Genomic DNA, 25,584 nt, shown 5'->3' with positions numbered 1-25,584 from the left:
AAACTACCACGCGGCTTTCGGCCATTCCATTACGTCCGAGGTAATCGAAACCGCTTACGTGCCAGGTAATCGAAAAGGCGCGCGGACCGGATCATCTTTTGGGAGCACGAGGAGATGACCATGAGACCCGAGCCGAGCCCCTTCCCGTCCATTGCCAACATCGTTGCGTGGCTGCTCAACCTCGCGACATGGCTGATCGCGCGTTCGCTGCAGCTACCGGAACCGCTGGTCTACTCGACCGGCATCTACGTCGTCGCGCAGGTGCAAGCCGCCGAGACCAGGGCAGCGAAGCGGCTTTGTCCGTTGCGTCTCATGCGCCAGTTCCGTCGGCTGTTCCGCTGAACATCAACCAGGCTGCGCTTTTACCAGCCGGCTCAAAAACAACGGCCGCCGTGAACGCTCGCGGCGGCCGATTTTTTCTCTTGGGTTGGACCACAGCTCAGGCGTTTGCGGCCCCGCCGCCCCGCAATCGCTCGCCCTTGCCGAGCATCACGCCTTGCGCGCCGGCGATGCCGAGTTCGAGGCTGGCGGCGATCCGCTCCGCGCGCTCGATGAAATGCGCCGCTGCCTCCGGCGGACAGATTTCGCGCGCGGCCTGTTCGAACAATTCAAGCCAGCGGTCGAAATGACCGGCGTCGACCGGCAGCGGCAGGTGTTTTGCCATCGGCGTGCCATGATAACGGCCGGTCATCAGCGCGACCGACGACCAGAACGCGCACATCTGCGAAAGATGCGGCCCCCAATCCTGTATGCGTGCTTCGAACACCGGCCCAAGCACCGCATCGGCACGAACTTTGTCATAGAAGCCGTGCACGAGGTGCTCGATCATGGCCTCGGTGATGCCGGTCTTGGCGACGATGTCGGCCGTGATCTGCTCGCGCCGCTCTGCCCCTGTCATGCCAGCTCTCCTCAAATAGGTATTCTAAATACCCATTTAGGGCAGTATGGCTGTTTCGCAAAACCGGATTTTTGCGGGGCTCCCATGCGCCTCACTTTGTTTACCGATTTCGCCCTACGCGCCCTGATGCGGCTCGCGGGCGAACCGACGCGCTCGTTTGCGACCAGCGAGATCGCCGCGGAATTCGGCATTTCGCGCAATCACCTGGCGAAGATCGTGCGGAACCTTGCAGATAGCGGCTTCATCATCACCCAGCGCGGGGCTGGCGGCGGCTTTGCGCTGGCGCGGCCGCCGCAGGCGATCACGCTCGGCGAGGTCGTGCGCGCGTTGGAGAACGACCAGGCGCTGGTCGAATGTTTTCGTGAGGATGGCGGCGCCTGCGTGCTGACGCCGCGCTGCCGCCTGAAGGGAAGACTGGCAGCGGCGCGCGAAGCCTTCTTGCGCGAGCTCGATGCGACGACGCTCGCCGAATGCGCCTATCCGGCGCGGCCAAAGGCGGTCAGGCCAATCTAGGCGTGAAGTGGCGCGGCTGAGCTCTTGCGTTTTCCGGCGACGACCTTCTTTCCGGCGGGCTTGGGGCGGCCCGAGCCGTTCAGATACTTGCCGTTGGCCTTGCCGTTCTTCTTTTTCGCCTTTTCTTTGGCCTTCTCTTCTTTGGCCTTCTCTTGGGCTTTGGCCTTTTCCTTGGCAACCTTCTCGGCCTTGCGTTTCGCCTTGCGCTCGGCCTTCTCCTTCAGCTTCAGCCGTTCCGCCCGCGCCTCGGCACGCTTCTTCTTGCGCTTCTTCTCGCAGGAATCGCATTTGCAGCCGATCGGCTTCAAATAGGCTTTGAAATAATCGGTGCCGTAATCGTAGCTGATCTCCTCGCCCGGCTCGATGTTCTTGATGGCGCGGATAAAGATCTTGCGCTTGCGCGGCTTGACGTCGGATTCCGAGTTCGGCCTGCAGGAATGGTTGATATAGCGGGCGACGTTCTCGCGGATCGAGCCGTCGATGGTCCAGCGGTTGGTGAGCTCGAACAGATATTTGTTCTCGATCTCGTCCTCTTCCTTCTTCTTGGAATCCAGGAGCGGTCCGAAATAGCGGATGATCCTGGCACCCTTCTTGATCGGCTTGGTGGCAAAAAGGCCGAGTCCGGTGCGGGAACGGCCGACGCGATAGGGTTTATTGGGCGATATCGAGGGCATGGTAATGTTGAATGAACGGACGCTTCGCACAAGCGACGGCTGTGCGGAGCCGCTCTTCTAGGACAATTCAGCGCCGCTGTCAGGTGTTTCGCGCTCTCCGTTGAACCTTGCCCACAATGAACACATCCGAGTTAAAGCGTGATCCGGTCAAGTGGGAAGCGGCTTTCCGAAAAGATCACGCTCAAACAAGGAGATGAGAACATCATCTCATCGCGGTTCCTGTGTGAAGGCCTGCATGACGCGTTTGCTTCACGCGAACCGGTGTCCACCCTCGGATCAAGTCCGAGGGCATGCTTCGCTCGAAAACGCTTAATTGGCCGGCGGACGGAAGGCCGAACTGCGCAGCATCGCATCCAGCAGCGTCTCGACCGATGTGCCCTCGGGCAGCCGCTTCAGTATGTTGGAGAGGCGGTCGTCGAGCAGCAGCGTGGTGAAGCCGTGCACCAGCGACCAGGCACGCACGATCGCAGCGGCCTGGTCAAGCGACAGCTTCTGCTCCTCGATATGCTCGTGGCGGCTTTCGCCGACCGCACCGGCAAGGCCGGCAAAGGCAGCGCCTGCGGCCTCGTGCAGCGAGGGCCTGGACATATCGAGCCGCTCGGTGCGGAACATCAAGCCGTACATGCCCGGATGCGCCTGCGCATAGGCGATATAGGCCTTTGCGCGCGCCAGCCCTTTCTCCGCAATGGTGGCGGCGCCTGCGACGGCGGTGCGCATCGCGTCGTTGAACTGGCGGAAGCCGATGGCGGCGAGTTCGCTGAGCAGGCCGGTGAGATCGCCGAAATGATGCGTCGGCGCGGCGTGCGAAACGCCGGCCTCGCGCGCCACCGCGCGCAACGTCAGCCCCGCCAATCCGTCGCGCTCGAGCACGCGCTCGGCCGCCGTCAGCAGCGCCTCGTGCAGCGCGCCATGGTGATAGGGCGCCTCGCCCGACCGGCGAGGCCGGCGCGCCGGCCTCGCGACCGCTTGTTTCGCCGCCTTCCGGGCTTTCGGCGGCGACGTCTTCGCCTTGTTTTCTCTCGACAATCTCGTCATGCGAATCCTTATAGGTCGCAATTTTGACACTGTAAAGATTTTGCTTGACGATCAGCGCGACCACCTGTATTTCTATCTTTACGATGTAAAGATAACATGGAGGGAGTGACGATGCTTGATCAGGCGATCGCTGAGACACCGCGGCCCAACCTGGCGCCGATCCCTTTTGAGGCGGACGCGCCGTTCTTGAAAATATCGGGCGAGCTGCCGCGCGAGCTTAACGGCACGCTCTATCGCAACGGGCCCAATCCGCAATTCGAGTCCCCCGGCGCACATTGGTTTGTCGGCGACGGCATGCTACACGCCTTCCATCTCGAGAACGGCCGCGCCAGCTATCGCAATCGCTGGGTCCGCACGCCGAAATGGCAGGCCGAGCATGACGCAGGCCGCGCACTCTTCGGCGGCTTCGGCCGCAAGCTGTCGGATGCGCCGCCGGCGACCACCACTGACGGCGGCGTCGCCAACACCAACATCATCCGCCACGCCGGCCGCCTGCTCGCACTCGAGGAAGGCCATCTGCCGACCGAGATCGAGCCCGGCACGCTGAACCGGCTTGGCTATTGCGATTATAGCGGCGCCATCCAGGGCCCTTTCACCGCGCATCCCAAGATCGACCCGAAGACCGGCGAGCTCGTGTTCTTCGGCTACAACGCCGCAGGCCCCCTGACCCCTGCCCTTTCCTTCGGCTCGGTCAATTCGTCCGGCGTGGTGACGCGCTTCGAACGTTTTGAATCGCCCTATGCCAGCATGGTGCACGACTTCATCGTCACCGAGAACCATCTGCTGTTTCCGATCCTGCCGGTCACCGGCAGCATGGAGCGCGCAATGCACGGGCGTGCGCCTTACGCCTGGGAGCCGGACAAGGGCGCCTATGTCGGCGTGATGAAGCGCAACGGCTCCGCGCAAGATATCACCTGGTTCCGCGCCGAGAGCTGCTACGTGTTCCACGTGGTGAACGCCTGGGAGGAAGGCAGCCGCATCATCGCCGACGTCATGCAGTTCGAGGAAGCGCCGCTGTTCAACCATCCCGACGGCTCACCGACGGATCCGAAGAAGAACCGCGCGCGCTATTGCCGCTGGACCTTCGATCTGGCCGGCAATACCGACCGCTTCACGCAAACCTATCTCGACGACCTCACCGGCGAATTCCCGCGCATCGACGATCGCCGCGCCGGCTATGCCTTCGCCCATGGCTGGTACGCCTGCGCCAATCCTGAGCTGCCGATGTTCGGCGCGCTCTCCGGGATCGTGCATGTCGATGGCACGGGCAAGCGCGTTGGCCAGTATCTCCTGCCCGCCGGCGACACCATCTCGGAACCGGTGTTCGTTGAGCGCGGCAGCGATGCTGCCGAGGGCGACGGCTGGCTGCTCGCGGTGGTCTGGCGTGCCCGGGAGAACCGCAGCGACCTCGCCGTGTTCAACGCGCACGACGTCCAGGCCGGCCCGATCGCATTGGTCCATCTCGGCCACCGCGTGCCCGACGGCTTCCACGGCAATTGGGTTGGCGCGAATTGAGCTCGCGCCACGCTCTGCGTCATTCCGGGACGCAGCGATGCCCCGGAATCCGGCGGTGATCGACTCACAACTCCGGCATCGCGCTGATGCGCACCCGGAGCGACGCTCTAAACAGCTGAAAAATCTCGACTTATCCGATCTCACCGTTATTTTGACACTGTAAAGATTTCGCTTGACGGCTTCCCTCGGCGCCTCTAGTTTATCTTTACATTGTCAAGATCAGCCTGGAGAGGCGGCCATGACGATCTTTCTCATCCTCGCCCCCTATGGCGCCTTCGCTGCCTTGCTGCTGGTGACGTCGGCGACTGCCAGCCTGTTTGCCGCCGCCGCGATATGCCTGGCGGTCATCGCATTCGACGCGATGCGCGGCCTCTCGATCAAGATCCTCGGCGTCGGCTCGGTGATCACCTTCGCCGCGATCGGCCTCTATGTCGCTTTCGTCGATCAGCACCTCGGCACGGCTTCGGTGAGGTTCGCAGTCGATACGGGCATTTTCCTGGTTTCGCTTGGTTCGATCCTGGCCGGCCGTCCCTTCACGCTGCAATATGCACGCGAAGTGGTTGACGCCAAGACGACGCAGCAACCCGGCTTCCTGCGCGTCAACTACGTCATCACCTGGGCCTGGACCATGGCAGCGGTGCTGATGATGGTCGGCAACATCGCCATCGTCTATATGCCGAGCTTGCCGCTGTGGAGCGGGCTGCTGATTGCGTTCGCCGCGCGCAACTGTGCGGTCTTCTTTACCAAGTGGTATCCGCACTACCGGATGACGAAATACGGCACGCATCCCGTCAGCGCGCTACCCAGTGCGAACTGAGTATCGCAGGGGGAACATCACGATGAAGGACGTCTTCGCAAGGCTCGCCACCGACTTCTTCTCGACCATCGTGTTCCTGGTGATCTATCTCGCCACCGACAGCGTTCTGCTCGCGACGGGGATCGCGATTGCCGGCGCGATCGCGCAGGTGGTGTATTCCCGCATCAAGGGCGAGACGCTCGGGTTCATGACCTGGGCAAGCCCTGCGCTGGTGATCGTGCTCGGCAGCGCGACCCTGCTCACCAACGATCCGCGCTTCGTCATGGCAAAGCCGTCGATCGCGCATTTCGCGATCGGCGCGATCATGCTCAAGCGCGGCTGGATGCTGCGCTACATGCCGCCGATCGTGGTGCAAACCATTCCGGAATATGTGACCTTCGCCGGCTACGCCTGGGCGGCACTGATGTTCGCCATCGGCGCCGGCACCATCGCGGTGGCCGCGACCGGCGACATCAAGCTGTGGGCCGCCTATGTGACGGTGGTAGCCGCCGGCTTGAAGATCGCAGCCTTCGCGATCCAATACGTCCTCTTCCGCATCATTGTGACGAGCCGGCTGCGCGCCGCCGCGCGCGCTTAATCACCGCACGCCGGAATAGATCGTTGGGCTTGCGCGGCGAGATAGGCTATACCCGCCGCCCAAGCTTCACCATTGAACCTCGGGGAGACAGGCATGGCGGTGGACGGAAACTGGAATCTCACCATGAGCACGCCGATGGGCGATCGGCAGGCGACGCTGTCGCTGAAAAACTCGGGCGGCACGCTCACGGGCACGCAGGGCGCCGAGGGCGATTCGGTTGAGATCTTCGACGGCACGGCCAAGGGCGACGATGTCGCCTGGAAGGTTTCCATCACCAACCCGATGCCGCTCACGCTCGAATTCACCGGAAAGGTGTCGGGCGACAGCATCGCCGGCGAAATGGGCATCGGCCCGATGGGCAGCTTCCCGTTCACGGGGACCAGGGCGTAAGCTGGCGCCACTAGAGCATTTTCGGTTCTGATTGTATCAGAACCGAAGCTCTAGATTCTTGTTTTAACGCGTTTTCTTCACGCGAACCGGTGTCCACTTCGCTCGAAAACGCTCTATAGGCGCAGCATTTGCCGCAAATTCGGTCGTCATACGCGGGCTTGACCCGCGTATCTATCTTCTTGGAATGATGGATGGCCGGTTCAAGCCCGGCCATGACGTGTTGTGAGGCCGTTGCGCAACCTCAGCCCAGATTCAACTCCTTGAAGAAGTCGTTGCCCTTGTCATCGACGATGATGAAGGCCGGAAAATCCACGACCTCGATGCGCCAGATCGCTTCCATGCCGAGCTCGGGATATTCGACCACCTCGACCTTCTTGATACAGTGCTCGGCGAGGTTCGCCGCGGCGCCCCCGATCGAGCCGAGATAGAAGCCGCCGTGCTTCTTGCAGGCTTCGCGCACCGCCGGCGCGCGGTTGCCTTTCGCCACCATCACCATCGAGCCGCCGGCAGCCTGGAACTGGTCGACGAAGGAATCCATGCGCCCCGCCGTGGTCGGGCCGAACGCGCCGGACGCGTAACCGTCCGGCGTCTTGGCCGGACCGGCGTAATAGACCGGATGGTTCTTGAAGTAATCCGGCAGCGGCTCGCCGCGATCCAGCCGCTCACGCAGCTTGGCATGCGCCGCGTCGCGCGCCACGATCATGGTGCCGGTCATCGAAACCCGCGTCTTGGTCGGATGCTTCGACAGCGTCGCCAGAATGTCCTTCATCGGCTGATTGAGATCGATCTTGACGACCTCCCCGCCAAGCGACTGCTCGACCTGCGGCAGATACTGCGCCGGATTATGCTCGAGCTCCTCCAGATAGACGCCGTCCTTTGTGATCTTGCCGAGCACCTGGCGGTCGGCCGAGCAGGAGACGCCAAGCCCGATCGGCAACGAGGCGCCATGGCGCGGCAGCCGGATCACGCGCACGTCGTGGCAGAAATACTTGCCGCCGAACTGCGCGCCTACCCCCAAGCTTTGCGTCATCTTGTGGATTTCCTGCTCCATCTCCAGATCGCGGAACGCATTGCCGTCGGCCGAGCCGTGCGTCGGCAGCGCGTCGAGATAGCGGGCGGACGCGAGCTTCACCGTCTTCATGCAGAGTTCGGCCGAGGTGCCGCCGATCACGATCGCCAGATGATAAGGCGGGCACGCAGCGGTGCCGAGCGTGAGGATCTTCTCCTTCAAAAACGCCAGCAGCCGATCCTTGGTCAGCACCGACGGCGTCGCCTGGAACAGGAAGCTCTTGTTGGCGCTGCCGCCGCCCTTGGCCATGAACATGAACTTGTAGGCGTCATCGCCCTCGGCGTAGATCTCGCACTGCGCCGGCATGTTGTTGGCGGTGTTCTTCTCCTCATACATCGACAGCGGCGCCACCTGCGAATAGCGCAGGTTGCGGCGCAAGTAAGCGTCTCGCGCGCCTTCCGACAGCGCCGCCTCGTCATCGCCCTCGGTGATGACGTTGCAGCCCTTCTTGCCCATGATGATCGCGGTGCCGGTGTCCTGGCACATCGGCAGCACGCCGCCGGCGGCGATATTGGCGTTCTTCAGGAAGTCGAAGGCCACGAACTTATCGTTGTCGCTGGCTTCCTTGTCGTCAAGGATGCTGCGCAACTGCTTCAGATGCCCCGGACGCAAATAATGGTTGATTTCGCCGAACGCCGCCTCCGACAACGCCCGCAGCGCCTCGCGCGACACCACCAGCATGTCCCTGCCCAGCACCTTCTCGACGCGCACGCCCTCGGCCGTCACCTTCTTGTACGGCGTCGTGTCCTGCCCCAGTGGGAACAACGGCGTGTGCTTGTAGGGCGGAACAGGCTTGGACTGGTCGGGGAAAGCGGTGGGAGCGTTCATGGGCATGATCTCAGGTTGGGGCCGGGAACGTCGGCCCGGCATCTAGAGCCGTTCTAAGCATTTTTGCCGTAAAGGAAAGGCGTGCCGGGAATGCCGGATTCATCGTTTCGGGGGCTTGCCAGCCTCTCGATCCTGGGCTCCGTGAAACACCGCGGCGACGATGATCCGCTCCTGCGCTCGATCGACTTCATAGACGGCGATGTAGGGCAGCCGCGGTCTGGCCATTCGAAAGTGTCGGCGTCGACGCCAACTCGCCCCATGAATGGAAACGAGGACAGCAGTTCGATGCTGCTGAATAGCCGCTCCACCACGGCCTTGGCCGCAGCGGGACTGTCCTGAGCGATCCAATGATAGATATTTTCGATATCGGCGATCGCTTGATCGTCGAAGACGAGTTTCATCTATCGCCGCCGACCAGCCGTGCAATGCGGTTGCGCGCCTCTTCGTGAGACACGAGCTGCCGATTAGGATCAGACCTGCGGCGGCGGACTTCCTCGACCTGCTCCTCGGTCAGCTGCATCTCGCGCATGTGCTTGACGTAGTCGAGCAATGCACCCGCGGCTGCGTCCTGTTCGCTGGGCGGCAATTGCTCGACCTGCCGCAGTGCTTCCTGAAGTAGCTTTGTCATAACATCAGTCTAGCACAACAAGCCCTGCAAATCACCCTCGTCAGGGCGCTCTGGATCGCCAGCAACGCCCGGACGCCCATGCTCAACATATTGACGTAATCCGGCAGACCTTGCATGAACCCTGACGGTACAGTTGTGTGCCGCTGGGGGGTATTTCATGACGAGAACACTCGTATCAAGCGTTCATGCCGTAGCGCTCGCCGCCGTGCTCGGGCTTTTCATCGCCCTCGCCGCTTCGCCGGCGCACGCCGACCAGTGCGACGACATCGCCAAGCAGCTTGCCAGCCAGATCGACGGCCTCAAGGTCAATTTCAAGGCCGCCAACATCGTCTACCTCACCCATCCCGCGACCAGGGAATTGTCGCTCGGCTGCCGCGGCAAGAGCTACTCCGTCGAACTCTATGCCAAGGGCGACCGGCGACCGAAGCCGGAATTCTTTCAACTGGTCAGCTCGGCGGCGGCGATCATCTTCACCGTGCCGAAGGACGACACCACGACCGGCGCCACGCGCTGCCTGAAGCGCATGGGCCTGCTACGCGGCGACAAGGTCAGCATGCGCTTCCGCCGCCTCAACATGGAATGCACGCGTACCAAGACCGAGGCGTCGATCGCGATCACCCGCGGCAAGGACGAATAGCGCTTCCGCGGCCCGGGACCTGCTGACCGCGCCGAGCCGCTGCGTTATCATGCATTCCCCGGATGCGGTGAGGAAGAGTCATGCCTGACAGCAAAACCTATACCGGCGGCTGCCATTGCGGACAGGTGCGCTTCGAATGCACCTCCGATCTCGCGGTGGTGACCAATTGCAACTGCTCGATCTGCACCAAAAAGGGCCTGCATTTCACCTTCCTGCCGCCGAGGAGTTTTCAGCTCCGCGCCGGCGAGGAGAATTTGAAGGAATATCTCTTCAACAAGCACGCCATCCGCCATCAATTCTGCCTCGATTGCGGCGCCGAGGTGTTTGCCTACGGCAAGAAGCCCGATGGCACCGATGTGGTGGCGCTGAACGTGAGCTGCATCGACGGCATCGAACTGTCGAAGCTCGCAATGACGCCGTTCGACGGGAAGAATCTGTAAGACAGCGCCGTAGGATGGTGGTGTCGTAGGTGGGCAAAGCGGAGCGTGCCCACCATTACGAGCGGTGAGCTTGACGGTGGGCACGCTTCGCTTTGCCCACCCTACGCGCCGTCATGCCCGGCCATGACGGATAGATCGCACTACAGGTCCAATTCCTTATAGTGGCGGAAGATGCCCTGCTCGTTGAACGGAATCCTCCGCTCGCTTGCCAGATAGGTCTTGATGTCGGGCCGCTCGGCGACGCGATCACGCAATTCGATCAGGCGGGGAATGTTCTCCTCGAACGCCTGCATGTGCTTCGGAAAGGCGTAGCGCAGGCCCTCGACGATCTGGAACAGCGACAGATCGACATAGGTGACGCGGCGGCCGGTGACGTAAGCGCCGCCATTCGCCGCCACGATGTCTTCGAAATAGCCTGTGAATTTCGGCACGCGCTCCTTCCAGAATTCCGCGGTACGCTTTTTCGCCGGCGCCTTCTGGTCCTCGTAATAGAGGCTCGGCCCGAGCGGATGATGGGTGTCGTGAACCTCCAGCACGAGATCGGCGATCGTGAGCTGCATTTGATGCACCCAAAGCCGCCCCGCTTCCGCCTTCGGCGCCAGGCCATGGCGCGCGCCGAGAAAGAAGAGGATGTTGGCGGTCTGCCCGATCACGAGCTTGCCGGCTTTGAGGAACGGCGGCGCGAAGGGCGGTGTGCCCTTGCCCGCTTGCATCATCGACATCATCGCGCTTGTGCCGCCCGCGCCGCGCGCGACATCGTCATAATCGGCATGCGCATCCTCCAGCGCGAGCCGCACATACTCGCCGCGGCCCTGGATGTCGGGCCAGTAATAGAGTTGATAACGCATTGACGATGCCTCCCTGCGACAGGCTCACGGCAATACCACACTCCTGTGGCCCGCGCTCCGCAGCCGCCTGATCGCAATTGTTTGAAAGCGCGCGCGACGATGTTAGCCTGTTCCGGTCTTGGAACATCCGATTCCCGATCGGACAGGAGAATGTGATGGCGGATAGCAAGAAGAAACGCGGCCGCGCTGATCGCGCACGGATCGCGTTGGGCGAGGCTTATGAGGTCGCGTACTGGTCGAAGAAGTTCAAGGTTACGCCGGCCAAGCTGAAATCCGCCGTCAAGAAAGTCGGACATTCCGCCAAGAAGGTGGAGGCTTACTTCAAGGAGCAGAAGCACCTCGCCGCGGACCGTGCGCGGATTGCGGTAAGCGAGCCCTATGAAGTGCGCTATTGGTCCAAGAAGTTCAAAGTCACGCCGGCCAGGCTGAAGGCCGCCGTCGCCGCCGTGGGCCATTCGTCGAAGAAAGTCGCGGCCTATGTGGCGAAGAAGAAAGCTGCTCCCAAGAAGGTAGCGAAGAAGAAAGCCACCAAGAAGAAAGCCGCCTGACGCTCGGCAGGCGGCTTGGGATTCACCAGCTTCAGTTCACGGCGAAGCAGTACAGCAAGCCGTCGCCGCCGGTGCTCCTGAGGTCGGCCTGCGAGCAGCCGCCGTCGGGGCCGCGCGAGGGATGCGACGAGTTCCAGGATTTCGACGGCTCGTCGTCGCGCAGGCCGATCCGGTCGGAATGGCCGACGATGGCGGTGCCCTGCGTGCTGCTCGTCCAGTTCTTGCAGGTGCGATCCTCGCCGACGGCAAACGCCGTGCCGTCCGCTTGTGAGCCGGTCAGCACGTCGTGACGATTCGGCGTGTCGCCGCGGCCGTTGATGACCTCGCCTTTTTCAGAAAGCGCGGTCTGCTTGGTGAGATTGTTGCCGGCGCTGTGGAGGTCGGCGACGTCCTTGGCGACCACCACACCCTTCACATTCTGCCACGGCCCTTTGCCGATACGATCGCGCGCGTTCACGGCCGGCTGGCCGTCGGCCGCCTGTGTCGACAGATAGGCGTGCCAGGTTTTCGGCGCGCCAAAGCCCGCCGCCTGCGCCAGCGTCTGGCAATGATTGTCGGCGCCCGCAAGCCCACCGAGATTGCCGCCATTGCCGATGCCGTTGCTGGTCAGGAAGAAGCTCGCGTTGGCCGACTGCGCCTGCGCCGGTTGCACCGCGAAAGCGGCGAGTGCGAAACATGTCGGCACGAAGATGCTGGCACCAATCTTCATTTGCTCCTCCCGATTGTCTTTGGCTTCTGAGATCAACCCGTAGCCGTACCCATTATTCCGGCGCTGTGACCGCGAAATGACCCGCGCAAAAGCAAAAGGCGCTGCGGAATGAACCGCAGCGCCTCGATGTTACGTTATCTGGCGGACGATCAGTTCGCCTGCTGGATCGCCGAGAGCTCCCAGTCGCTGCCGCGCCGGCGCACGAAGGTCCAGACCTCCGTCACTTCCTGCGGCTGCTCGCTGCCGGCGACCGGCCGGCCGGTGGTACGGTCGAGCGTCTGGTCGACCAGCGAGAACCGCATCGCCACCGTGGCGTAATCGGACTCGCCCTCGCGCCAGGCTTCGGCAAGATCGCCCTGCAGCAGCTTCACATTCGTCACCTTGTTGACGGCGTTGCGAGCCTTGTTCTCCTCCAGGTCCTTCGAGAAGTAGGAGACCATCTCGGGCGTCGCGAGCGTGTGCAGCTTGCCGACATCCTCGTTCGACCATGCAGCCTGGATCTCGCTGAGCAGGCGCTCGAAGGCCTCATAGTCGGCCGGCGCAATCTCCAGCGGCGCGCTGGCAGAACCAAGCCCGAAGCCCATGCCCGTGCGATAGTTCGGCTGCGGGCCGACACCGGCTGCAGGTCCGCCGGCGTAGGCGGCGGCCGTTGTCTGGCGGCGCTGCCACCACGACATCGCCAGCCGCACCACCAGCACGATCAGGCCGATCTGCAGCAACAGGCCGAGGATCGACGACAGGCCGCCGAGACCCGAGAACAGGCCGCCACCGAACAGCAGGCCAAACAGGCCGGCGCCGAGGAAGCCCGCGGCGAGGCCGCCGAGCAGACCGCGGCCCATGCCGCCCCGGTTGAACATGCCGCCCGAATTCACGGCCGGCGAGTTCATGCCGGTGCCCGGCTGGCTATAGGTGCGGTTGAGCGGTTGCGTCATGCCCGGCGCCGTGTTGGTGCTGGGCGGCGCGGAGAAGCTCCGCGAGCCACGGGAACCCGAGCCGAAGCCGCCGCCGGCGCGGGCGTCAGCCGCCGAGATGCCGATAGCCGTCAGAGGCAGCGCCAGCGCGATCGCCACGGCGATGGCCCGAACAATTCCGCGCGTGTGTTGCGTGAAATTCATCTGTGTTTCCTTGAATCCCCAGAATGGAGAAAGTGGCACTAAGATGGGCACGGCTGCCCAAAAGGGAAGCCGTAAACGGGAACAACCACTGCGGCCCTCAGTCGCGGGGATGTGACAAAAGCCCGTCTTTCCACGGGTTTTTGCAGCTTCTTAACCCTGTCATTGCGACCGGAGCGAGGCGCTCCAGGATGCTATCCGTGAGGCAGGCCCAGCGGGAAAAGAGAAAGGCCGCCTCGCGGCGGCCGCGCGAGGTTAGCAAGTTACTCCGCGAGCGCACCTGCTTGCGGCACGTCGGGTGCGAGTCCTGATGCAAACACCATTCGCAGTGCGGCGCATACCTGGACCGCATGCTTCGCGGACTTGAATGACAATCTCGTCCGGCTGTTGGAGGGGTACTAGAGGCATGGCCTGCGCTGATGACGCCAAGGCCAGTGCGAAGGCAACAGCAAATAACCTGATCATTGTTACTCTCCTGTTGAAGTCGCCCAAAACAGGATTGTCGCCCTTAGTGGCGCACGAGCCCACATCTGGGGCCGGAGAACTTTGATCCGCGAATTCGGCGGCCGGCATCCGAACCCTTCACATAAGCAGTCGTGCCCCATCGCTAGTTAACTGATCACCGCGGTGCTGTCGTGCTGCGGCAGAAGTGGTCACGCGGATGGCGGGAACGGGGTTCGCGCCCGCTTGAGAGCGCAAACGCCTATTCAGATGCCGGCTAGAAACGCGGTGCCAGTCTTAGGGACTGTAGGTCCCTGCGTCGTCGCCGCCAACCAAGCCGCCTCTGTTATTCGGGCTGCCGTAGTACTGACCATAGCCGCCATAGTAGCGCGGAATCAGTGTTGGTCGTCCGGTGACGTAACTGCGGTTGGCGTAGCCGCCGTAATAGCCAACAGGGTAGCCGCCAGCGGCATAACTGCCGCCGTAGTAGCGCGGAAACAGCGTTGGCCGTCCGGTGACGTAGCTGCGGTTGGCGTAGCCGCCGTAATAGCCGCCAGGGTAGCCATAACTGCCGTAATAGTTGCCGGGGTAGCCGCCATAGTAGCCCCAACCAGTGCCTGCATATGGGCCACCACCATAGTACCCATAAGGTGAGGTGGCCGCTACCGCGGCCGTCCCAATCGCGCCGGCCGCCAGGCCAGCACCGACCACACCGGCACCGTAGCCGTACGCAGCCCGCCGGTAATGGCGACGCGCAACGCCGGCACCGCTTAGGGGGGTCAATGGGCGACCGATCCGCGCCTGCGCGCCCTCAACTGACAGCGAGACGCCGCGCTGTTCAGACCAGCTGAACGAGAGCAACGTAGCGCACGCGAAGGCCGAGGTCGCAATCGCAAATGTCCTCAAGCTCATCTGCTTCATGGACGTTCTCCACTAAGCCTGCCCCTTCGTAAAATGCGTGGGCGTTGCGCTAGATCAAGGGCCTTCAGCGGATATGCCCGCTTTAGATGAGGTAGAAACGCTGACGCATTGAAGACACTCTTGCCGGTCAGCGCGCTACTACCGGGCACGCCAGCGTCCTCCGCTTCCAGTGTCAGCTGGGTCAAAAGTCAGACTTGCGTTACATGTCGGCTTTCAGGCCGGACCGAACGTTCGGCGAGCAGGGGTTCACGACCGCCGGTGCTACGACGTGCTGGGGACACGTTACTGGGTTAAATCGACTCGTTTCTGCTCATAGGCACAGCTATCGTCACGGCGCCATCGTCTCCTTCACGGCCGCGACGAGCTGCGTCAGCGTGAACGGCTTCGGCAGGAAGGCGAATTGCTGGTTTTCCGGCAGGCTCTTCTCGAACGCATCCTCGGCATAGCCGGAGACAAAGATGATCTTCAGATCCGGATTGCGGCTGCGCATCTCCTTCAAGAGCGTCGGGCCGTCCATCTCGGGCATCACCACGTCGGAGACGACGAGGTCGATCTCGCCATTCTTCTCGTCGAGCGCTTCCATCGCCTCAATGCCGTTGGACGCCTCGATCACGCTGTAACCGCGCGAGCGCAGGCCGCGGGCGTTCAGTGAACGCAGGCCGTCCTCGTCCTCGACCAAAAGGATCGTGCCCTGCCCGGTCAGGTCGGGTTTTGGTTTCGGCGGCTCGGCTGCGGTCTCCTTGGCCGCGCCATTGGTCGGCTGCGGCTCCGGCGCGACCTCCTGCTCGGGCCGGTGGCGCGGCAGGAAGATGCGGAAGGTGGTGCCCTCGCCGGGCGAGGAATCGACATATACGAAGCCGCCGGTCTGCTTGACGATGCCGTAGACCGTCGACAGGCCGAGCCCCGTGCCTTTGCCAACCTCCTTGGTCGAGAAGAACGGCTCGAAGATCTTGTCGATGATCTCAAGCGGAATGCCGGTGCCGGTATCGGTGATGTCGATCCGCACATAGTCCGCCGCCGGCAGGCCCTTGTAGGCGAGCTGGCCCGCTTCCTCTGCCGCGACATTTTGGGTCTTGATGATTAGCTTGCCGCCATCAGGCATCGCGTCGCGCGCGTTGACGGCGAGGTTGACGACCACCTGCTCGAACTGGGAGACATCGACCTTCACCGGCCAGAGGTCGCGCCCGTGCACGAGGTCGAGCTTCACCTTCTCGCCGATCAGCCGGCGCAGCAGCATGGTCAGGTCGCTCAATGCGTCGCCGAGATCCAGCACCTGCGGCCGCAGCGTTTGGCGCCGCGAGAAGGCGAGCAGTTGCCGCACCAGCGTCGCCGCGCGGGTCGCGTTCTGCTTGATCTGCATGATGTCCTGGAACGACGGATCGGTCGGCTTGTGCGCGTTCAACAGGAAATCGTTCGCCATCATGATGGCTGAGAGCACGTTGTTGAAATCGTGCGCGATGCCGCCGGCCAATTGGCCGACCATGTCCATCTTCTGCGACTGATTGATCTGGTTTTCCAGCGTGCGCCGCTCGGTGGTCTCGAGCATGTAGACGATTGCGGCTTCCGCGTCGCGGTCGTCCTCGTCGACTGCAGTAATAAAGAACTGGCCCCAGCGTTCCTTGGCGCCGTCGAGCATGACGTCGACGGGTGCGATGTCGCCCCTGCCCTCGGCCGCCTGGTTGATCGCCGCGATCACCAGGCTGCGGTCGCGCGGATGGACTGCGCGGAAGATCGACTTGGCGGCGGAGCCTTCCGCATTCAGGCTTTGCGCCAGCTTGGCGTAGCGCGCATTGGCCCGCACGACATTGCCGCTGCGATCGACGGTCGCGATCGCCATCGGCGTGTGGTCGAAGAAGCGCATGAAGCGGACTTCGGCGGCGCGTTCGGGATCGTGATGCTCGTCGCGGGCGCGGCTGATGACGAGCGTGCGCGAGGCCCCGGGCGTGCCGTCGGCGCCGAAGGCGAGCTTGTGATAGAGCCGCACCGGCATCGGCTTGCCGCTCCGCATCCTGAGATCGATGTCGAAGACTTCGGTCTTCACCTCACTCGGCGCCGGCACGATCGAGGTCAGCAGCGCTGCGCCGTCGCCGGACACGATGTCGGTGAGCTTCAAGCCGCCCGAGCCGATCTCGGCGAGGTCGTAGTCGAGCCAGTTCGCGAGCGTCGCGTTGACATAGGCGATCTCGCCGGACGGAGTGACCGAGAAGAAACCGCAAGGCGCGTGATCGAGATATTCGATCGCGTGCTGCAATTCCTTGAAGACGTCCTCCTGGCGCTCGCGGTCGCGGGTGATGTCGGCGATCGACCACACCGCATATTTCTGTTCGCGCTTGCTCTGGCCGAGCGGGCGCACCCGCATCCTGAGCCACCGTCCACGCAGGCCGTCATGGCCGGCGATGCGGACCTCCTCCTGCTGCCGCTTGCCTTCGCGCGCGGCCTTGAGCAGGCGGAACACGGCCTCGGAGACATCCGGATTGCCGATGAAGACGCGCTCGACCGGCCGAACCTCCTGCGGGCTCGCCGCGCCCGTCAGCGCGAGATAGGCGGCGTTGGAATAGACCACGTGCCCGTGCGAATCCGTGACCGCCAGCCCGTCATAGGCGTGGTTGGCGATCCGGCCCATCACGGGATCGTCGGTGGAACGGTCCGAGAAACGGACGATTCCGGCGGCAAAGGCGAACAGGCTGAACAGCCCGACCATGGCCAAGAGCGCCAGCACACCGACGATATAGGGCTGCGCCTGGGCGCGGCCGATCGTCATCAGCGCGATCGCCACCGCGACGAGGCCGGCCGCCACCAGCAGCACCAGGACGATGCTGCCGCTCCGCCGCGCCGGTTCGTGGGCCACGAACGGCTCGGCAGCTTGGTTGTGATCGGTCTCGGCGGTCATTGAAGGAAACTGCCCGTCGGCGGTGAAGGCGTGCAGATTCGCCCGCCCTCCTGAGTGCCTCAATCGGAGCTTGGAGCGCAAGTCCATCAGGCCGCTATTTCCCAGGTTAAGCCCATCTCAGGCCGCTTTCGTTCCATTCCCGGAGCCCCATCCCGCGTCAGCTTCGCTGTCCCGACAGCCCGCGCCGCTTCAGGCCCATGACGTAGCCGATGATTTCGGCGACCGCGTGATAGTGTTCGACCGGAATTTCCTCGTCGATATCGACGGTTGCATAGAGCGCGCGGGCCAGCGGCACGTTCTCGACGATCGGGATGTCGTGATCCTTGGCGATCTCCCTGATCTTGAAGGCGATGATGTCGACGCCCTTGGCAACGCAGACCGGTGCCTGCATGTTGCGGTCGTAGGCGAGCGCCACCGAATAGTGGGTCGGGTTGGTGATGATCACGCTCGCCTTGGGAACCGAGGCTATCATCCGCTTCTTCATGCGCTGCTGCCGCAACTGGCGGATGCGCCCCTTGATGTGCGGATCGCCTTCCGACTGCTTGAACTCCTCCTTCATCTCCTGCACCGACATCTTCTGCCGCTCGTACCATTGCCGGTACTGGAAGAAGTAGTCGGCGATGGCGACCGCGGCGAGCATCGCCACCACCGCGCCCATCAGGTGCAAGGTCAGGCTGGTGGTGGCGGGCAGGATCGAGGCGACGTCGATCCTAAGCAGCGATTCCAGCCGGTGCCACTCCGGCCACAGCACCGCGGTCATGACCGCGCCGAGCGCGACGACCTTGAAGATGCCCTTGAGGAAATTCGCCGCCGCCTGCTTGCCGAAAATGCGCTTGAAGCCGGCGCCGGGCGAGATCTTGCTGAATTTCGGCGTCAGCGACTCCGCCGACCACACCAGGCGGTGCTGGATCATGTTGCCGGCAATCGCCGCCAGCATCAGCATCAGGAGCGGCACGCCGATTGCCGCGATGACAGCGATGCCCAGCGTCTGCATCAGCGACAATAGCCCCGGGCCGTCGGTCCTGATCATCCAGGAATTGGCGATCAGGTTGCGCAGCGGCGTCAGGATGCCTGCTGCCGTCGAGGTCGAGAAGGTCGACAGCACCAGCGTGCCGCCGGCGATCACGAACCAGGTGTTGACCTCCTGGCTCTTGGCGACATCGCCCTTCGCATGTGCGTCATCGAGACGTTTTTGCGTAGGGTCTTCTGTTTTGTCGTCGCTATCCTCGGCCATGGCGGCTCCCTATTTCAGCGGCGTCAGTTGGTGCATGACGCCGATGAAGTATTCGAGATAGGTCCCCATCATCGCCGCGAGCACCACGGCGAAGATCAGGAACCCGGCGAGGATCGAGAGCGGCACGCCGACGAAATAGACCTGCATCTGCGGCATCAGCCGCGCCAGCACGCCAAGCCCGATATTGAAGACGAGACCGAAAACGAGAAACGGCGCCGACAGTTGCAAGCCGATCTTGAAGGCCTCGGCGAAGGCGCGCGTCGCCAGCGCCGCCACGTCGCCGGTCGGCATCAAGGCGCCCGGCGAGAAGATCTTGTAGCTCTCGTTCAGCGCCGCGAGCACCAGATGATGGGTGTCGGTCGCAAACAACAGCGTCATGCCGAGAATGGTGAGGAAGTTGCCGATGAGCTGGCCCTGCTGGCCCTGCGTCGGATCGATCGCGGTGACGAAGCCGAGCCCGAGCTGCTGGGCGATCACCGAGCCCGCGACCGCGAGCGCCGACAGCGTCACGCGCGCGGTCGCCCCGAGCACGATGCCGATGACGATCTCGTGCACCATCAGCACCATCAGCGACGTCACCGACGTGATGTCGACATGGTAGTCAGCACGGTGCAGCGGCAGGATGATCAAAGTCAGCAGCAGTGCGATCCCAAGCTTGATCCGCGCCGGGATATTGCTCTCGCCGAATCCCGGCAGCAGCATCACCATCGCGCCCATGCGGGCAAACACCAGCACGAAGGTCGCGGCAAGCGCCGGCAGCAGGGATATGTCGATGCGCATGACTCACGCACAGTGCGATGTATTTGACATTCGCATCGGCATTTTCCGCGATTCCTCCATGCGAATGTCAAATACATCGCACTGCAAAAAAAATGATCTTGCTAATGTCCCTTCGGCCCTGACATTCGCAACCCCGCCTGCCGCGACTGTCAGGGCCGGGACATTAGTGCATCAACCGCCGATGATTCGCGACGATATCCGCATCATGTGGGCGTGCATCGAATCCGCCATGAACGGCAGCGCGAGTAGCAGCGTCACAAAGATCGCGATGATCTTCGGCACATAGATCAGCGTCTGCTCCTGGATCTGTGTCAGCGCCTGGAACAGCGACACGATCACGCCGACCACGAGGCCGACGATCATCAGGGGTGACGACACCACCACGATGGTCCAGATCGCATCGCGCGCCACGTCGAGGGTTTCAGCACCGGTCATTTGGTTTCTCGCTTTGCAGTTACTTGCGTTGGATGCGAATGGCGAGTGGCGAATAGCGAATGGATCACACCTCTTCCCCTATTCGCTATTCGCTATTCGCCACTCCCTATTCGCCCCAATCAAATCGGCATCTTCATGATGTCTTCATACGACTGGATCACCCGGTCCCGCACCGACACCAGGGTCGAGACCGCGACGTCGGTCTCCGCGACCGCGGTCACCACGTCCATCACATTGGCCCGGCCCGCGGTCATCGCCACGGTCTGGGCGTCGGACTTGCGGCCGGCATCCATGACGCTGCCGATGGCTTCCTTTACCAGCGCGCCGAACGAGGGGCCTGCGGTCTCGCCGCCCTTCTCGGCGCCGCCCCGCTCCATCATGCGGGCGAGGCTGGCATAGGCGTTGGCGGCAACTGTCGGTGTGGCCATGTTGGATCGCTTCCTGTTTCTTTAGGACTTGAGGATATCGAGTGTGCGCTGGATCATCCGCCGCGTGGCGCTGATGATGTTGAGGTTCGCCTCATAGGAGCGCTGGGCGTCGCGCATGTCGGTCATTTCGACCAGCGGATTGACGTTGGGATATTTCACGTTGCCGGCCACATCCGCCGCCGGATTGCTCGGCTCGTATTTGACGCGGAACGCCGACTGGTCGGGCCGGACCCGGCCGAGCGTCACCACCTTGGCGTCCAGCGTGCGGTCGAGCGCGGAAGAGAAGGTCGGCACCTTGCGGCGGTAGGGATCGCCGCCCGCGGTCTGCGCCGTCGAATCGGCGTTGGCGATGTTTTCCGAGATCACCCGCATCCGCCCGGCCTGCGCGCGCAGGCCGGAGGTGGCGATCGTCATCGAGCGGGCGAAATCGCTTCCATCGTCGGCCATGATCCTTCCTCCCTAGAAACCCGTCAGCGCCTGCCGATGGCGGTTTTGATCAGCCCGAGGCTGCGGCTGTAGAGCGAGGTCACCGCCGCATAGTCCATCTGGTTGGCGGAGACCTTCAGCATCTGCTCTTCCAGGTTGACGGCGTTGCCGGCCGGCCTGGTCATGAAGGCGTTCTTGCCGCCGTCATGGTCGAAATTTTCCGGCGCGCCGGACGCCGCGATATGGCCGGATGTGGTCCGCATCATCGGCAGCGTGCCCATCGATCCGCCGACGGTCGCACCATTGCGGTCGAAGGTCGGCTCGACCAGGTCGCGCGGCTTGAAGTTCGGCGTGTCGGAATTGGAAACGTTCTCGGCGAGCACCCGCTGGCGCTCCTGATGCCACTGCATCTTGGTGCGCAGCGCCGACAGGATCGGTAGATCGTTGACGGACATCGCCGTGCCCCCGTTAACCTCTGGGGCCATCCCGGAGGTAGGCAGAATTTGCCCGGTGTATGGTTAACGGCTGGTTAAATTGTTCCGGGAGGTCGTGGCAGGTCCGGTGGCAACCTCCGAATCATCCGAAAGTGCACATTTTCGCCACGATGGCTGCGTTAACCAGCGCGCGTGGGCGGGCTCAGAAGTCGTTTTGGAACAATCGATTCTTGGTCTATTAGTAAACATGGGCGGCGTGACTGCCGTGGGGAATTAAGAAATAAGGCTGATCTCGGGCGTGATTCGCTGATCGGATCGCTTCAGCCCGCATCCGTCTAAGCCAGCATGAAAGCAGGGCCAGATGGCCGGGGACAGTAATATGCAGATCCTGTGGTTCCTCTTTGCGTTCATCGCCGTATTGGCGCTGATCGGCCTGGCCGCGTGGCTGGTGCGACGCTTTGCAGGCAATCGCCTCGGGGCCAACACCAATCGCGGGCGGATGCCGCGGCTGGCGGTGATCGATGCGGCCGCGGTCGATGGACGACGACGCCTCGTGCTGGTGCGGCGCGACAATGTCGAGCATCTGCTGATGATTGGCGGCCCCACCGACATCGTCGTCGAACCCAACATCGTGCGCGCGATGGCGGCCCGCGATCAGGCGCCACCACGTCCGGTGGTCGCCAGCGCCGAGCCGCCACCGCGGGTAGCGCCACTTCCGGATACCGCCTGGGCGGAGGCCGAAAGCGCCCGCACCGATATTTTCGACACTCCGGAGCCGACGATGCCAGAGCCGCCGCCGCGGCCTGCGCGCCCGTCTTTCGCCGAAGAGCTGCGCCGTCCGGCGGCGCCGCCGCTGCCGGAGCGACGCGATCCGCTCGCCGGCTTCGCGCCGGAGCCGATCGGCAGCCGTCCCGAGCGGACCGAACCGCGGCCCGAGCCGATCCCGCCGCGCGTGCCCCGCACCGAGCGTTCCGAGCCCCTGATCCCGCGCCCGCCGCGCACGACCGAGCCGAAGGTCGCGCCGCTCCGCACCCCCGAGCGCGCTGCGGCACCGCCGCCACCGCCCCCGCCTCCGTCTCCTCCGCCGCCACCGGATACGTCCAGCGCCGACGCCAATCTCGCCGAGATGGCGCAGCGGCTCGAGGCCGCGCTGCGCCGTCCGCCGAGCGAAGCCGCCGCGCCGCCGGTCGCGCCCGAGCCGGCACCCGCGCCGCGCCCCGCACGCAGCGAACCCTCGCCCCCGCCCGCGCCGCAGAAGAGCGGCTTTGAGAATCTCGAAGACGAGATGGCCTCCCTGCTGGGCCGCCCGAAGAACCCTTCGTGAGGCCGCCGAAGTTCCCGCGTAGAGTTTTATTCACCGCCGTCCTGATCACCGCCAGCTCGCTGGCGGCGCCTGCGCTTGCGCAGGACATCAGCATCAATCTCGGCCAGGGCAATGGCGGCGTCACCGAGCGCGCGATCCAATTGATCGCGCTGCTCACGGTGCTCTCGATCGCGCCGTCGATCCTGATCATGATGACGTCGTTCACGCGCATCGTCGTGGTGCTGTCGCTGCTCCGCACCGCGCTCGGCACCGCGACCGCGCCGCCCAACTCGGTGATCATCGCGCTGGCGATGTTCCTGACCGCGTTCGTGATGGGCCCGGTGCTGCAGAAATCCTATGACGACGGCATCCGCCCGCTGGTCGCCAACCAGATCGGCGTCGAGGAAGCGCTGCAGCGCGCCTCCGTCCCTTTGCGCGGCTTCATGCAGAAGAACGTGCGCGAGAAGGACCTCAAGCTGTTCATGGATCTCTCCGGCGAGCCGCCGCCGGCGACGCCGGACGAGATGTCGCTGCGCATCCTGGTGCCCGCCTTCATGATCTCCGAACTGAAGCGCGCCTTCGAGATCGGCTTTTTGTTGTTCCTCCCCTTCCTCATCATCGACCTCGTGGTCGCCTCGGTCCTGATGTCGATGGGCATGATGATGCTGCCGCCGGTCGTGGTGTCGCTGCCGTTCAAGCTGATCTTCTTCGTGTTGGTCGACGGCTGGTCGCTGGTCGCCGGCAGCCTGGTGCAGAGCTACGGGGGATAGCCGAATCTCACAGTCCCGTAGCCCGGATGGAGCGAAGCGTAATCCGGGAACAGTATCGCCAGCCGCAGCAATCCCGGATTGCGCTTCGCTCCATCCGGGCTACAAGAGCCCAAAAGAGCTGGTAGGTAGCACTACGAGCGCGCGCGATCGCCCAATAGGCCGACCACGAGATCGACGGCGAGAGCGGCGGTGATGGCGGCTGCGCCGATCATGAACAGGAGCGCGTAGTTGCCGCCGGTCTGCTCGAAGCAGTAGGACAGGCCGTACGCGCCGCCGGCCTGAAACAGCGCGAAGCTCGTGGTCGCTTGCGCCCAGGCCGCGCCCTGCGCGGCGCTGTTGTGCGGAACGAGCTCATGGATGCGGCCGAGCGTCAGCGGCACGATGCCGGGGGTGAAGGCGCCAGCGATCACGCTCGAGACGATCATCGCCGCCGGAGCCACGCTGACCGCAGGCAGCACGATTGCGACCGCCTGCACCAGGAAGGCGACGCGCAGCGCCGGGCCGAAGCCTGCGCGGTCGGCGAGATGCCCGGTCACGAGCGGGCCGGCGATCGCGCCGATGCCATAGAGCACCCAGTATTGTGAAGCAGCCAGAATCCCCTGCCCGAGCCCGCGCGCCACGAAGTCGACCAGGAAGACCATGTGCGGCACCAGCGCCAAGGCGTTGAGGCCATATTCCGCATACAGCGCGCGGATCGCCAGTGATCGCGGCCGCGGCGCGACGTGATGGTGGGCGAGCGTTTTCGCGCCACGGACCTCGGCCGGCCAGGCCTTCCAGCTCGCCAGGGTCAACAGCACGGACAAGATCCCAATTCCATACCAGGTTTCTTGCAGCCCTTGCCGCAGCAACAGCGGCACGAGCGTGCCGGACGCCGCAACGCCGAGGCCCACGCCGGCGAAGATCACGCCGCCGACCACGCCCTTCTTGTTCGGCGGCGTGTGCGGCAGGATCGTCGACGCCGCGAGCACCATGATCACGCCTCCGGACAAGCCGGCAAGGAAGCGCCACACGAAGAACCAGGCGAAAGAGATCGGCACCGAGCAGGCAAAGCAGCAGAGCGATGCAAGCACCATCATGGCGCGCAACGAGCGCACCGGCCCGGCGCGGGCCCCGACCTCGCGCGCGATAATCGCGCCGGCCAGATAGCCCGCAAGATTGGCAGCGCCGAGATAGACGACATCCGCCGGACTGAACCATTTTGCCGCGATCAGCGCCGGGATCAGCGGCGTGTAGGCGAAGCGCGCCAATCCGAGACCGACCAGCGAGGCGCAAAGCCCAGCCGCAGCCGACAGCCAGACCGGTCCGCCTTCATGATGATGATTGGCCGCCGCTGAATGCGGGTGACGGTGAGCGTGGGTGCTTGACATCGACATGGGTTAAGCAGCCTCGCTGCTCGAAAGGGAAATGGTTAGTTCTGATGCCAGCCATCGCCGACGGCGATGGCTGACTAAAGCGTTTTCGAGCGAAGTGGACACCGGTTCGCGTGAAGAAAACGCGTCAAAACGAGAATCTAGAGCTTCGGTTCTGATTCAATCAGAACCGAAAATGCTCTAGCGCTCGAATTAGTGACCGGCGCTCTGGCCGCCATCGACATGCAGGATCTCGCCGGTGACGAAGCCCGCGCTTTCGAGATAGAGCACGGCATCGACGATGTCGCGGCTCTCGCCCATCCGCCCGACCGGATGCAGCTTGGCGAGGAAATCGTAGGTCTCGCGCCCATGCATCGGCGTTTTGATCACGCCGGGCGAGACCGCGTTGACGCGGATGCCCTTGGCTGCATATTCGATCGCAAGCGACTTGGTTGCCGCGTTCAATCCACCCTTGGTGAGTGAGGCGAGCACCGAGGGAACGCTGCTGTTGGCATGATCCACCAGGCTGGTCGTGATCTGGACGATGTGCCCCGAGCCCTGCTTCAGCATCTCGCGCGCGACGCGCCTGGTGAGATGGAAGAAGCCGTTGAGATTGATGCCGAGTATCGAAGCGTAATCTTCATCGGTGTAGTCGGTGAACGGCTTGGCGATGAAGATGCCGGCGTTGTTGACCAGCGTGTCGATGCGGCCGAAGCGCTCGAGCGCCTGACCGACGATGCGCTCGGCAGTCCTGGGATCGGCGATGTCGCCCGCCACCGTCAGGATATCAGGATCGGACGATGGCTTGATCGAGCGGGAGCTTGCGACCACACGAAAATTGCGGTTCCGATATCCATTGACGAGATCAGCGCCGATGCCCTGCGACGCGCCGGTAATGATGGCAACCTTTTGTTCTGCACCCATGACGGGCCTCC

Annotated in this window: 30 protein-coding genes; 11 read left to right on the top strand and 19 right to left on the bottom strand. The window is 63.4% G+C overall.

The window, feature by feature from the left end; translation table 11 throughout:
• Window positions 1-114: 114 nt before the first annotated feature.
• Window positions 115-342 carry a hypothetical protein gene (locus OZ411_RS10235; protein WP_282527826.1) on the top strand — a complete coding sequence of 76 codons (228 nt, stop codon included), beginning with the start codon at window positions 115-117 and terminating at the stop codon, window positions 340-342.
• Between the two features lie 97 nt (window positions 343-439).
• On the opposite strand, the gene OZ411_RS10230 is transcribed toward OZ411_RS10235, so the two are convergent.
• Window positions 440-898: a group III truncated hemoglobin gene (locus tag OZ411_RS10230; protein ID WP_282527825.1), complete on the bottom strand. Its 459-nt coding sequence runs from the start codon at window positions 896-898 to the stop codon at window positions 440-442.
• An 84-nt stretch (window positions 899-982) separates the two neighbouring features.
• On the opposite strand from OZ411_RS10230, the gene OZ411_RS10225 reads away from it, so the two are divergent.
• Window positions 983-1,411, top strand: coding sequence for an Rrf2 family transcriptional regulator (locus tag OZ411_RS10225; protein WP_282527824.1), 429 nt, complete (start codon window positions 983-985; stop codon window positions 1,409-1,411).
• Here OZ411_RS10225 and OZ411_RS10220 read toward each other — a convergent pair.
• Both OZ411_RS10220 and OZ411_RS10215 read right to left on the bottom strand, forming a co-directional pair.
• Window positions 1,408-2,085 carry an SET domain-containing protein gene (locus OZ411_RS10220; protein ID WP_282527823.1) on the bottom strand — a complete coding sequence of 226 codons (678 nt, stop codon included), beginning with the start codon at window positions 2,083-2,085 and terminating at the stop codon, window positions 1,408-1,410. The two genes, OZ411_RS10225 and OZ411_RS10220, sit on opposite strands and share 4 nt — an antisense overlap.
• 309 nt (window positions 2,086-2,394) lie before the next feature.
• The gene (locus tag OZ411_RS10215) at window positions 2,395-3,120 is read right to left on the bottom strand and encodes a WHG domain-containing protein (protein WP_282527822.1); all 726 of its coding nucleotides are present in this window, start codon (window positions 3,118-3,120) and stop codon (window positions 2,395-2,397) included.
• Between the two features lie 111 nt (window positions 3,121-3,231).
• Between OZ411_RS10215 and OZ411_RS10210 the strand changes: the two genes are divergently transcribed.
• From OZ411_RS10210 to OZ411_RS10195, 4 genes are all read left to right on the top strand, one after another.
• Window positions 3,232-4,635: a carotenoid oxygenase family protein gene (locus tag OZ411_RS10210; protein ID WP_282527821.1), complete on the top strand. Its 1,404-nt coding sequence runs from the start codon at window positions 3,232-3,234 to the stop codon at window positions 4,633-4,635.
• A 238-nt stretch (window positions 4,636-4,873) separates the two neighbouring features.
• Window positions 4,874-5,452 carry a hypothetical protein gene (locus OZ411_RS10205; protein ID WP_282527820.1) on the top strand — a complete coding sequence of 193 codons (579 nt, stop codon included), beginning with the start codon at window positions 4,874-4,876 and terminating at the stop codon, window positions 5,450-5,452.
• Between the two features lie 22 nt (window positions 5,453-5,474).
• On the top strand, window positions 5,475-6,029 hold the full coding sequence (locus OZ411_RS10200; protein ID WP_282527819.1) for a septation protein IspZ: 555 nt from the start codon (window positions 5,475-5,477) through the stop codon (window positions 6,027-6,029).
• A gap of 93 nt (window positions 6,030-6,122) precedes the next feature.
• Complete coding sequence (locus tag OZ411_RS10195; protein ID WP_282527818.1) at window positions 6,123-6,419, top strand: hypothetical protein; 297 nt, start codon at window positions 6,123-6,125, stop codon at window positions 6,417-6,419.
• 241 nt (window positions 6,420-6,660) lie between these two features.
• Here the strand turns inward: OZ411_RS10195 and OZ411_RS10190 are convergent, their stop codons facing one another.
• From OZ411_RS10190 to OZ411_RS10180, 3 genes are read right to left on the bottom strand one after another with little or no spacing between them, the layout of a single operon-like run.
• Window positions 6,661-8,316 (bottom strand): fumarate hydratase, encoded by a 1,656-nt coding sequence (locus OZ411_RS10190; RefSeq protein WP_282527817.1) that lies wholly within the window; start codon window positions 8,314-8,316, stop codon window positions 6,661-6,663.
• Window positions 8,317-8,369: 53 nt separating this feature from the next.
• Window positions 8,370-8,717, bottom strand: coding sequence for a type II toxin-antitoxin system RelE/ParE family toxin (locus tag OZ411_RS10185; RefSeq protein ID WP_282527816.1), 348 nt, complete (start codon window positions 8,715-8,717; stop codon window positions 8,370-8,372).
• The gene (locus OZ411_RS10180; RefSeq protein WP_130583767.1) at window positions 8,714-8,944 is read right to left on the bottom strand and encodes a hypothetical protein; all 231 of its coding nucleotides are present in this window, start codon (window positions 8,942-8,944) and stop codon (window positions 8,714-8,716) included. The genes OZ411_RS10185 and OZ411_RS10180 overlap by 4 nt, the downstream gene beginning before the upstream one ends.
• A 157-nt stretch (window positions 8,945-9,101) precedes the next feature.
• On the opposite strand from OZ411_RS10180, the gene OZ411_RS10175 reads away from it, so the two are divergent.
• Together OZ411_RS10175 and OZ411_RS10170 are read left to right on the top strand one after the other, a co-directional pair.
• Window positions 9,102-9,581: a hypothetical protein gene (locus tag OZ411_RS10175; protein ID WP_130583864.1), complete on the top strand. Its 480-nt coding sequence runs from the start codon at window positions 9,102-9,104 to the stop codon at window positions 9,579-9,581.
• An 80-nt stretch (window positions 9,582-9,661) separates the two neighbouring features.
• Window positions 9,662-10,021, top strand: coding sequence for a GFA family protein (locus OZ411_RS10170; protein WP_282527815.1), 360 nt, complete (start codon window positions 9,662-9,664; stop codon window positions 10,019-10,021).
• Between the two features lie 140 nt (window positions 10,022-10,161).
• Here the strand turns inward: OZ411_RS10170 and OZ411_RS10165 are convergent, their stop codons facing one another.
• Window positions 10,162-10,869: a glutathione S-transferase gene (locus OZ411_RS10165; protein ID WP_282527814.1), complete on the bottom strand. Its 708-nt coding sequence runs from the start codon at window positions 10,867-10,869 to the stop codon at window positions 10,162-10,164.
• A gap of 155 nt (window positions 10,870-11,024) precedes the next feature.
• Here OZ411_RS10165 and OZ411_RS10160 point away from each other — a divergent pair, with 155 nt between their 5' ends.
• Window positions 11,025-11,417 carry a DUF3606 domain-containing protein gene (locus OZ411_RS10160; RefSeq protein WP_282527813.1) on the top strand — a complete coding sequence of 131 codons (393 nt, stop codon included), beginning with the start codon at window positions 11,025-11,027 and terminating at the stop codon, window positions 11,415-11,417.
• A gap of 31 nt (window positions 11,418-11,448) precedes the next feature.
• Here the strand turns inward: OZ411_RS10160 and OZ411_RS10155 are convergent, their stop codons facing one another.
• From OZ411_RS10155 to flgB, 10 genes are all read right to left on the bottom strand, one after another.
• Window positions 11,449-12,126: a lectin gene (locus tag OZ411_RS10155; RefSeq protein ID WP_165421529.1), complete on the bottom strand. Its 678-nt coding sequence runs from the start codon at window positions 12,124-12,126 to the stop codon at window positions 11,449-11,451.
• 149 nt (window positions 12,127-12,275) lie between these two features.
• Entirely contained in the window at window positions 12,276-13,241 is a 966-nt protein-coding gene (locus OZ411_RS10150; RefSeq protein WP_282527812.1) for a Tim44-like domain-containing protein, read from the bottom strand.
• 735 nt (window positions 13,242-13,976) lie between these two features.
• Window positions 13,977-14,462 (bottom strand): hypothetical protein, encoded by a 486-nt coding sequence (locus OZ411_RS10145; RefSeq protein WP_282527811.1) that lies wholly within the window; start codon window positions 14,460-14,462, stop codon window positions 13,977-13,979.
• A gap of 466 nt (window positions 14,463-14,928) precedes the next feature.
• Window positions 14,929-17,490 (bottom strand): PAS domain-containing protein, encoded by a 2,562-nt coding sequence (locus OZ411_RS10140; RefSeq protein WP_130583335.1) that lies wholly within the window; start codon window positions 17,488-17,490, stop codon window positions 14,929-14,931.
• 157 nt (window positions 17,491-17,647) lie between these two features.
• Window positions 17,648-18,724 carry a flagellar biosynthesis protein FlhB gene (gene flhB, locus OZ411_RS10135; protein WP_282527810.1) on the bottom strand — a complete coding sequence of 359 codons (1,077 nt, stop codon included), beginning with the start codon at window positions 18,722-18,724 and terminating at the stop codon, window positions 17,648-17,650.
• Between the two features lie 9 nt (window positions 18,725-18,733).
• Window positions 18,734-19,504, bottom strand: coding sequence for a flagellar biosynthetic protein FliR (fliR, locus tag OZ411_RS10130; protein WP_282527809.1), 771 nt, complete (start codon window positions 19,502-19,504; stop codon window positions 18,734-18,736).
• Window positions 19,505-19,675: 171 nt separating this feature from the next.
• Window positions 19,676-19,939 (bottom strand): flagellar biosynthesis protein FliQ, encoded by a 264-nt coding sequence (gene fliQ, locus OZ411_RS10125; RefSeq protein WP_130583338.1) that lies wholly within the window; start codon window positions 19,937-19,939, stop codon window positions 19,676-19,678.
• A 119-nt stretch (window positions 19,940-20,058) separates the two neighbouring features.
• Window positions 20,059-20,367, bottom strand: a complete 309-nt coding sequence (gene fliE / locus OZ411_RS10120) for a flagellar hook-basal body complex protein FliE (RefSeq protein ID WP_130583339.1) — start codon at window positions 20,365-20,367, stop codon at window positions 20,059-20,061.
• A gap of 21 nt (window positions 20,368-20,388) precedes the next feature.
• Window positions 20,389-20,814 (bottom strand): flagellar basal body rod protein FlgC, encoded by a 426-nt coding sequence (gene flgC, locus OZ411_RS10115; RefSeq protein ID WP_130583340.1) that lies wholly within the window; start codon window positions 20,812-20,814, stop codon window positions 20,389-20,391.
• Window positions 20,815-20,837: 23 nt separating this feature from the next.
• A complete protein-coding gene (flgB, locus tag OZ411_RS10110; RefSeq protein WP_130583341.1) occupies window positions 20,838-21,248 on the bottom strand; it encodes a flagellar basal body rod protein FlgB in 411 nt (136 codons plus the stop codon).
• Window positions 21,249-21,588: 340 nt separating this feature from the next.
• On the opposite strand from flgB, the gene OZ411_RS10105 reads away from it, so the two are divergent.
• Window positions 21,589-22,551 (top strand): flagellar biosynthetic protein FliO, encoded by a 963-nt coding sequence (locus OZ411_RS10105; RefSeq protein WP_282527808.1) that lies wholly within the window; start codon window positions 21,589-21,591, stop codon window positions 22,549-22,551.
• Entirely contained in the window at window positions 22,548-23,300 is a 753-nt protein-coding gene (gene fliP, locus OZ411_RS10100; protein ID WP_130584431.1) for a flagellar type III secretion system pore protein FliP, read from the top strand. The genes OZ411_RS10105 and fliP overlap by 4 nt, the downstream gene beginning before the upstream one ends.
• A gap of 131 nt (window positions 23,301-23,431) precedes the next feature.
• Here fliP and OZ411_RS10095 read toward each other — a convergent pair whose 3' ends face one another.
• On the bottom strand, window positions 23,432-24,673 hold the full coding sequence (locus tag OZ411_RS10095) for a YbfB/YjiJ family MFS transporter (RefSeq protein WP_282527807.1): 1,242 nt from the start codon (window positions 24,671-24,673) through the stop codon (window positions 23,432-23,434).
• 189 nt (window positions 24,674-24,862) lie between these two features.
• Window positions 24,863-25,573 carry an SDR family oxidoreductase gene (locus OZ411_RS10090; protein WP_282527806.1) on the bottom strand — a complete coding sequence of 237 codons (711 nt, stop codon included), beginning with the start codon at window positions 25,571-25,573 and terminating at the stop codon, window positions 24,863-24,865.
• Between the last annotated feature and the right edge of the window lie 11 nt (window positions 25,574-25,584).

Origin of the sequence: Bradyrhizobium sp. Arg237L, from assembly GCF_029990105.1 — a bacterium.
Taxonomy (GTDB): Bacteria; Pseudomonadota; Alphaproteobacteria; order Rhizobiales; family Xanthobacteraceae; genus Bradyrhizobium.
This window is presented reverse-complemented; position numbering and strand designations above follow the sequence as displayed.

Bases quoted from the DNA above. Each gene is read 5' to 3' on its own strand.
- OZ411_RS10235 (WP_282527826.1), top strand. From the start codon at position 115: ATGACCATGAGACCCGAGCCGAGCCCCTTCCCGTCCATTGCCAACATC.
- OZ411_RS10230 (WP_282527825.1), bottom strand. From the start codon at position 898: ATGACAGGGGCAGAGCGGCGCGAGCAGATCACGGCCGACATCGTCGCC.
- OZ411_RS10225 (WP_282527824.1), top strand. From the start codon at position 983: ATGCGCCTCACTTTGTTTACCGATTTCGCCCTACGCGCCCTGATGCGG.
- OZ411_RS10220 (WP_282527823.1), bottom strand. From the start codon at position 2,085: ATGCCCTCGATATCGCCCAATAAACCCTATCGCGTCGGCCGTTCCCGC.
- OZ411_RS10215 (WP_282527822.1), bottom strand. From the start codon at position 3,120: ATGACGAGATTGTCGAGAGAAAACAAGGCGAAGACGTCGCCGCCGAAA.
- OZ411_RS10210 (WP_282527821.1), top strand. From the start codon at position 3,232: ATGCTTGATCAGGCGATCGCTGAGACACCGCGGCCCAACCTGGCGCCG.
- OZ411_RS10205 (WP_282527820.1), top strand. From the start codon at position 4,874: ATGACGATCTTTCTCATCCTCGCCCCCTATGGCGCCTTCGCTGCCTTG.
- OZ411_RS10200 (WP_282527819.1), top strand. From the start codon at position 5,475: ATGAAGGACGTCTTCGCAAGGCTCGCCACCGACTTCTTCTCGACCATC.
- OZ411_RS10195 (WP_282527818.1), top strand. From the start codon at position 6,123: ATGGCGGTGGACGGAAACTGGAATCTCACCATGAGCACGCCGATGGGC.
- OZ411_RS10190 (WP_282527817.1), bottom strand. From the start codon at position 8,316: ATGAACGCTCCCACCGCTTTCCCCGACCAGTCCAAGCCTGTTCCGCCC.
- OZ411_RS10185 (WP_282527816.1), bottom strand. From the start codon at position 8,717: ATGAAACTCGTCTTCGACGATCAAGCGATCGCCGATATCGAAAATATC.
- OZ411_RS10180 (WP_130583767.1), bottom strand. From the start codon at position 8,944: ATGACAAAGCTACTTCAGGAAGCACTGCGGCAGGTCGAGCAATTGCCG.
- OZ411_RS10175 (WP_130583864.1), top strand. From the start codon at position 9,102: ATGACGAGAACACTCGTATCAAGCGTTCATGCCGTAGCGCTCGCCGCC.
- OZ411_RS10170 (WP_282527815.1), top strand. From the start codon at position 9,662: ATGCCTGACAGCAAAACCTATACCGGCGGCTGCCATTGCGGACAGGTG.
- OZ411_RS10165 (WP_282527814.1), bottom strand. From the start codon at position 10,869: ATGCGTTATCAACTCTATTACTGGCCCGACATCCAGGGCCGCGGCGAG.
- OZ411_RS10160 (WP_282527813.1), top strand. From the start codon at position 11,025: ATGGCGGATAGCAAGAAGAAACGCGGCCGCGCTGATCGCGCACGGATC.
- OZ411_RS10155 (WP_165421529.1), bottom strand. From the start codon at position 12,126: ATGAAGATTGGTGCCAGCATCTTCGTGCCGACATGTTTCGCACTCGCC.
- OZ411_RS10150 (WP_282527812.1), bottom strand. From the start codon at position 13,241: ATGAATTTCACGCAACACACGCGCGGAATTGTTCGGGCCATCGCCGTG.
- OZ411_RS10140 (WP_130583335.1), bottom strand. From the start codon at position 17,490: ATGACCGCCGAGACCGATCACAACCAAGCTGCCGAGCCGTTCGTGGCC.
- flhB (WP_282527810.1), bottom strand. From the start codon at position 18,724: ATGGCCGAGGATAGCGACGACAAAACAGAAGACCCTACGCAAAAACGT.
- fliR (WP_282527809.1), bottom strand. From the start codon at position 19,504: ATGCGCATCGACATATCCCTGCTGCCGGCGCTTGCCGCGACCTTCGTG.
- fliQ (WP_130583338.1), bottom strand. From the start codon at position 19,939: ATGACCGGTGCTGAAACCCTCGACGTGGCGCGCGATGCGATCTGGACC.
- fliE (WP_130583339.1), bottom strand. From the start codon at position 20,367: ATGGCCACACCGACAGTTGCCGCCAACGCCTATGCCAGCCTCGCCCGC.
- flgC (WP_130583340.1), bottom strand. From the start codon at position 20,814: ATGGCCGACGATGGAAGCGATTTCGCCCGCTCGATGACGATCGCCACC.
- flgB (WP_130583341.1), bottom strand. From the start codon at position 21,248: ATGTCCGTCAACGATCTACCGATCCTGTCGGCGCTGCGCACCAAGATG.
- OZ411_RS10105 (WP_282527808.1), top strand. From the start codon at position 21,589: ATGGCCGGGGACAGTAATATGCAGATCCTGTGGTTCCTCTTTGCGTTC.
- OZ411_RS10095 (WP_282527807.1), bottom strand. From the start codon at position 24,673: ATGTCGATGTCAAGCACCCACGCTCACCGTCACCCGCATTCAGCGGCG.
- OZ411_RS10090 (WP_282527806.1), bottom strand. From the start codon at position 25,573: ATGGGTGCAGAACAAAAGGTTGCCATCATTACCGGCGCGTCGCAGGGC.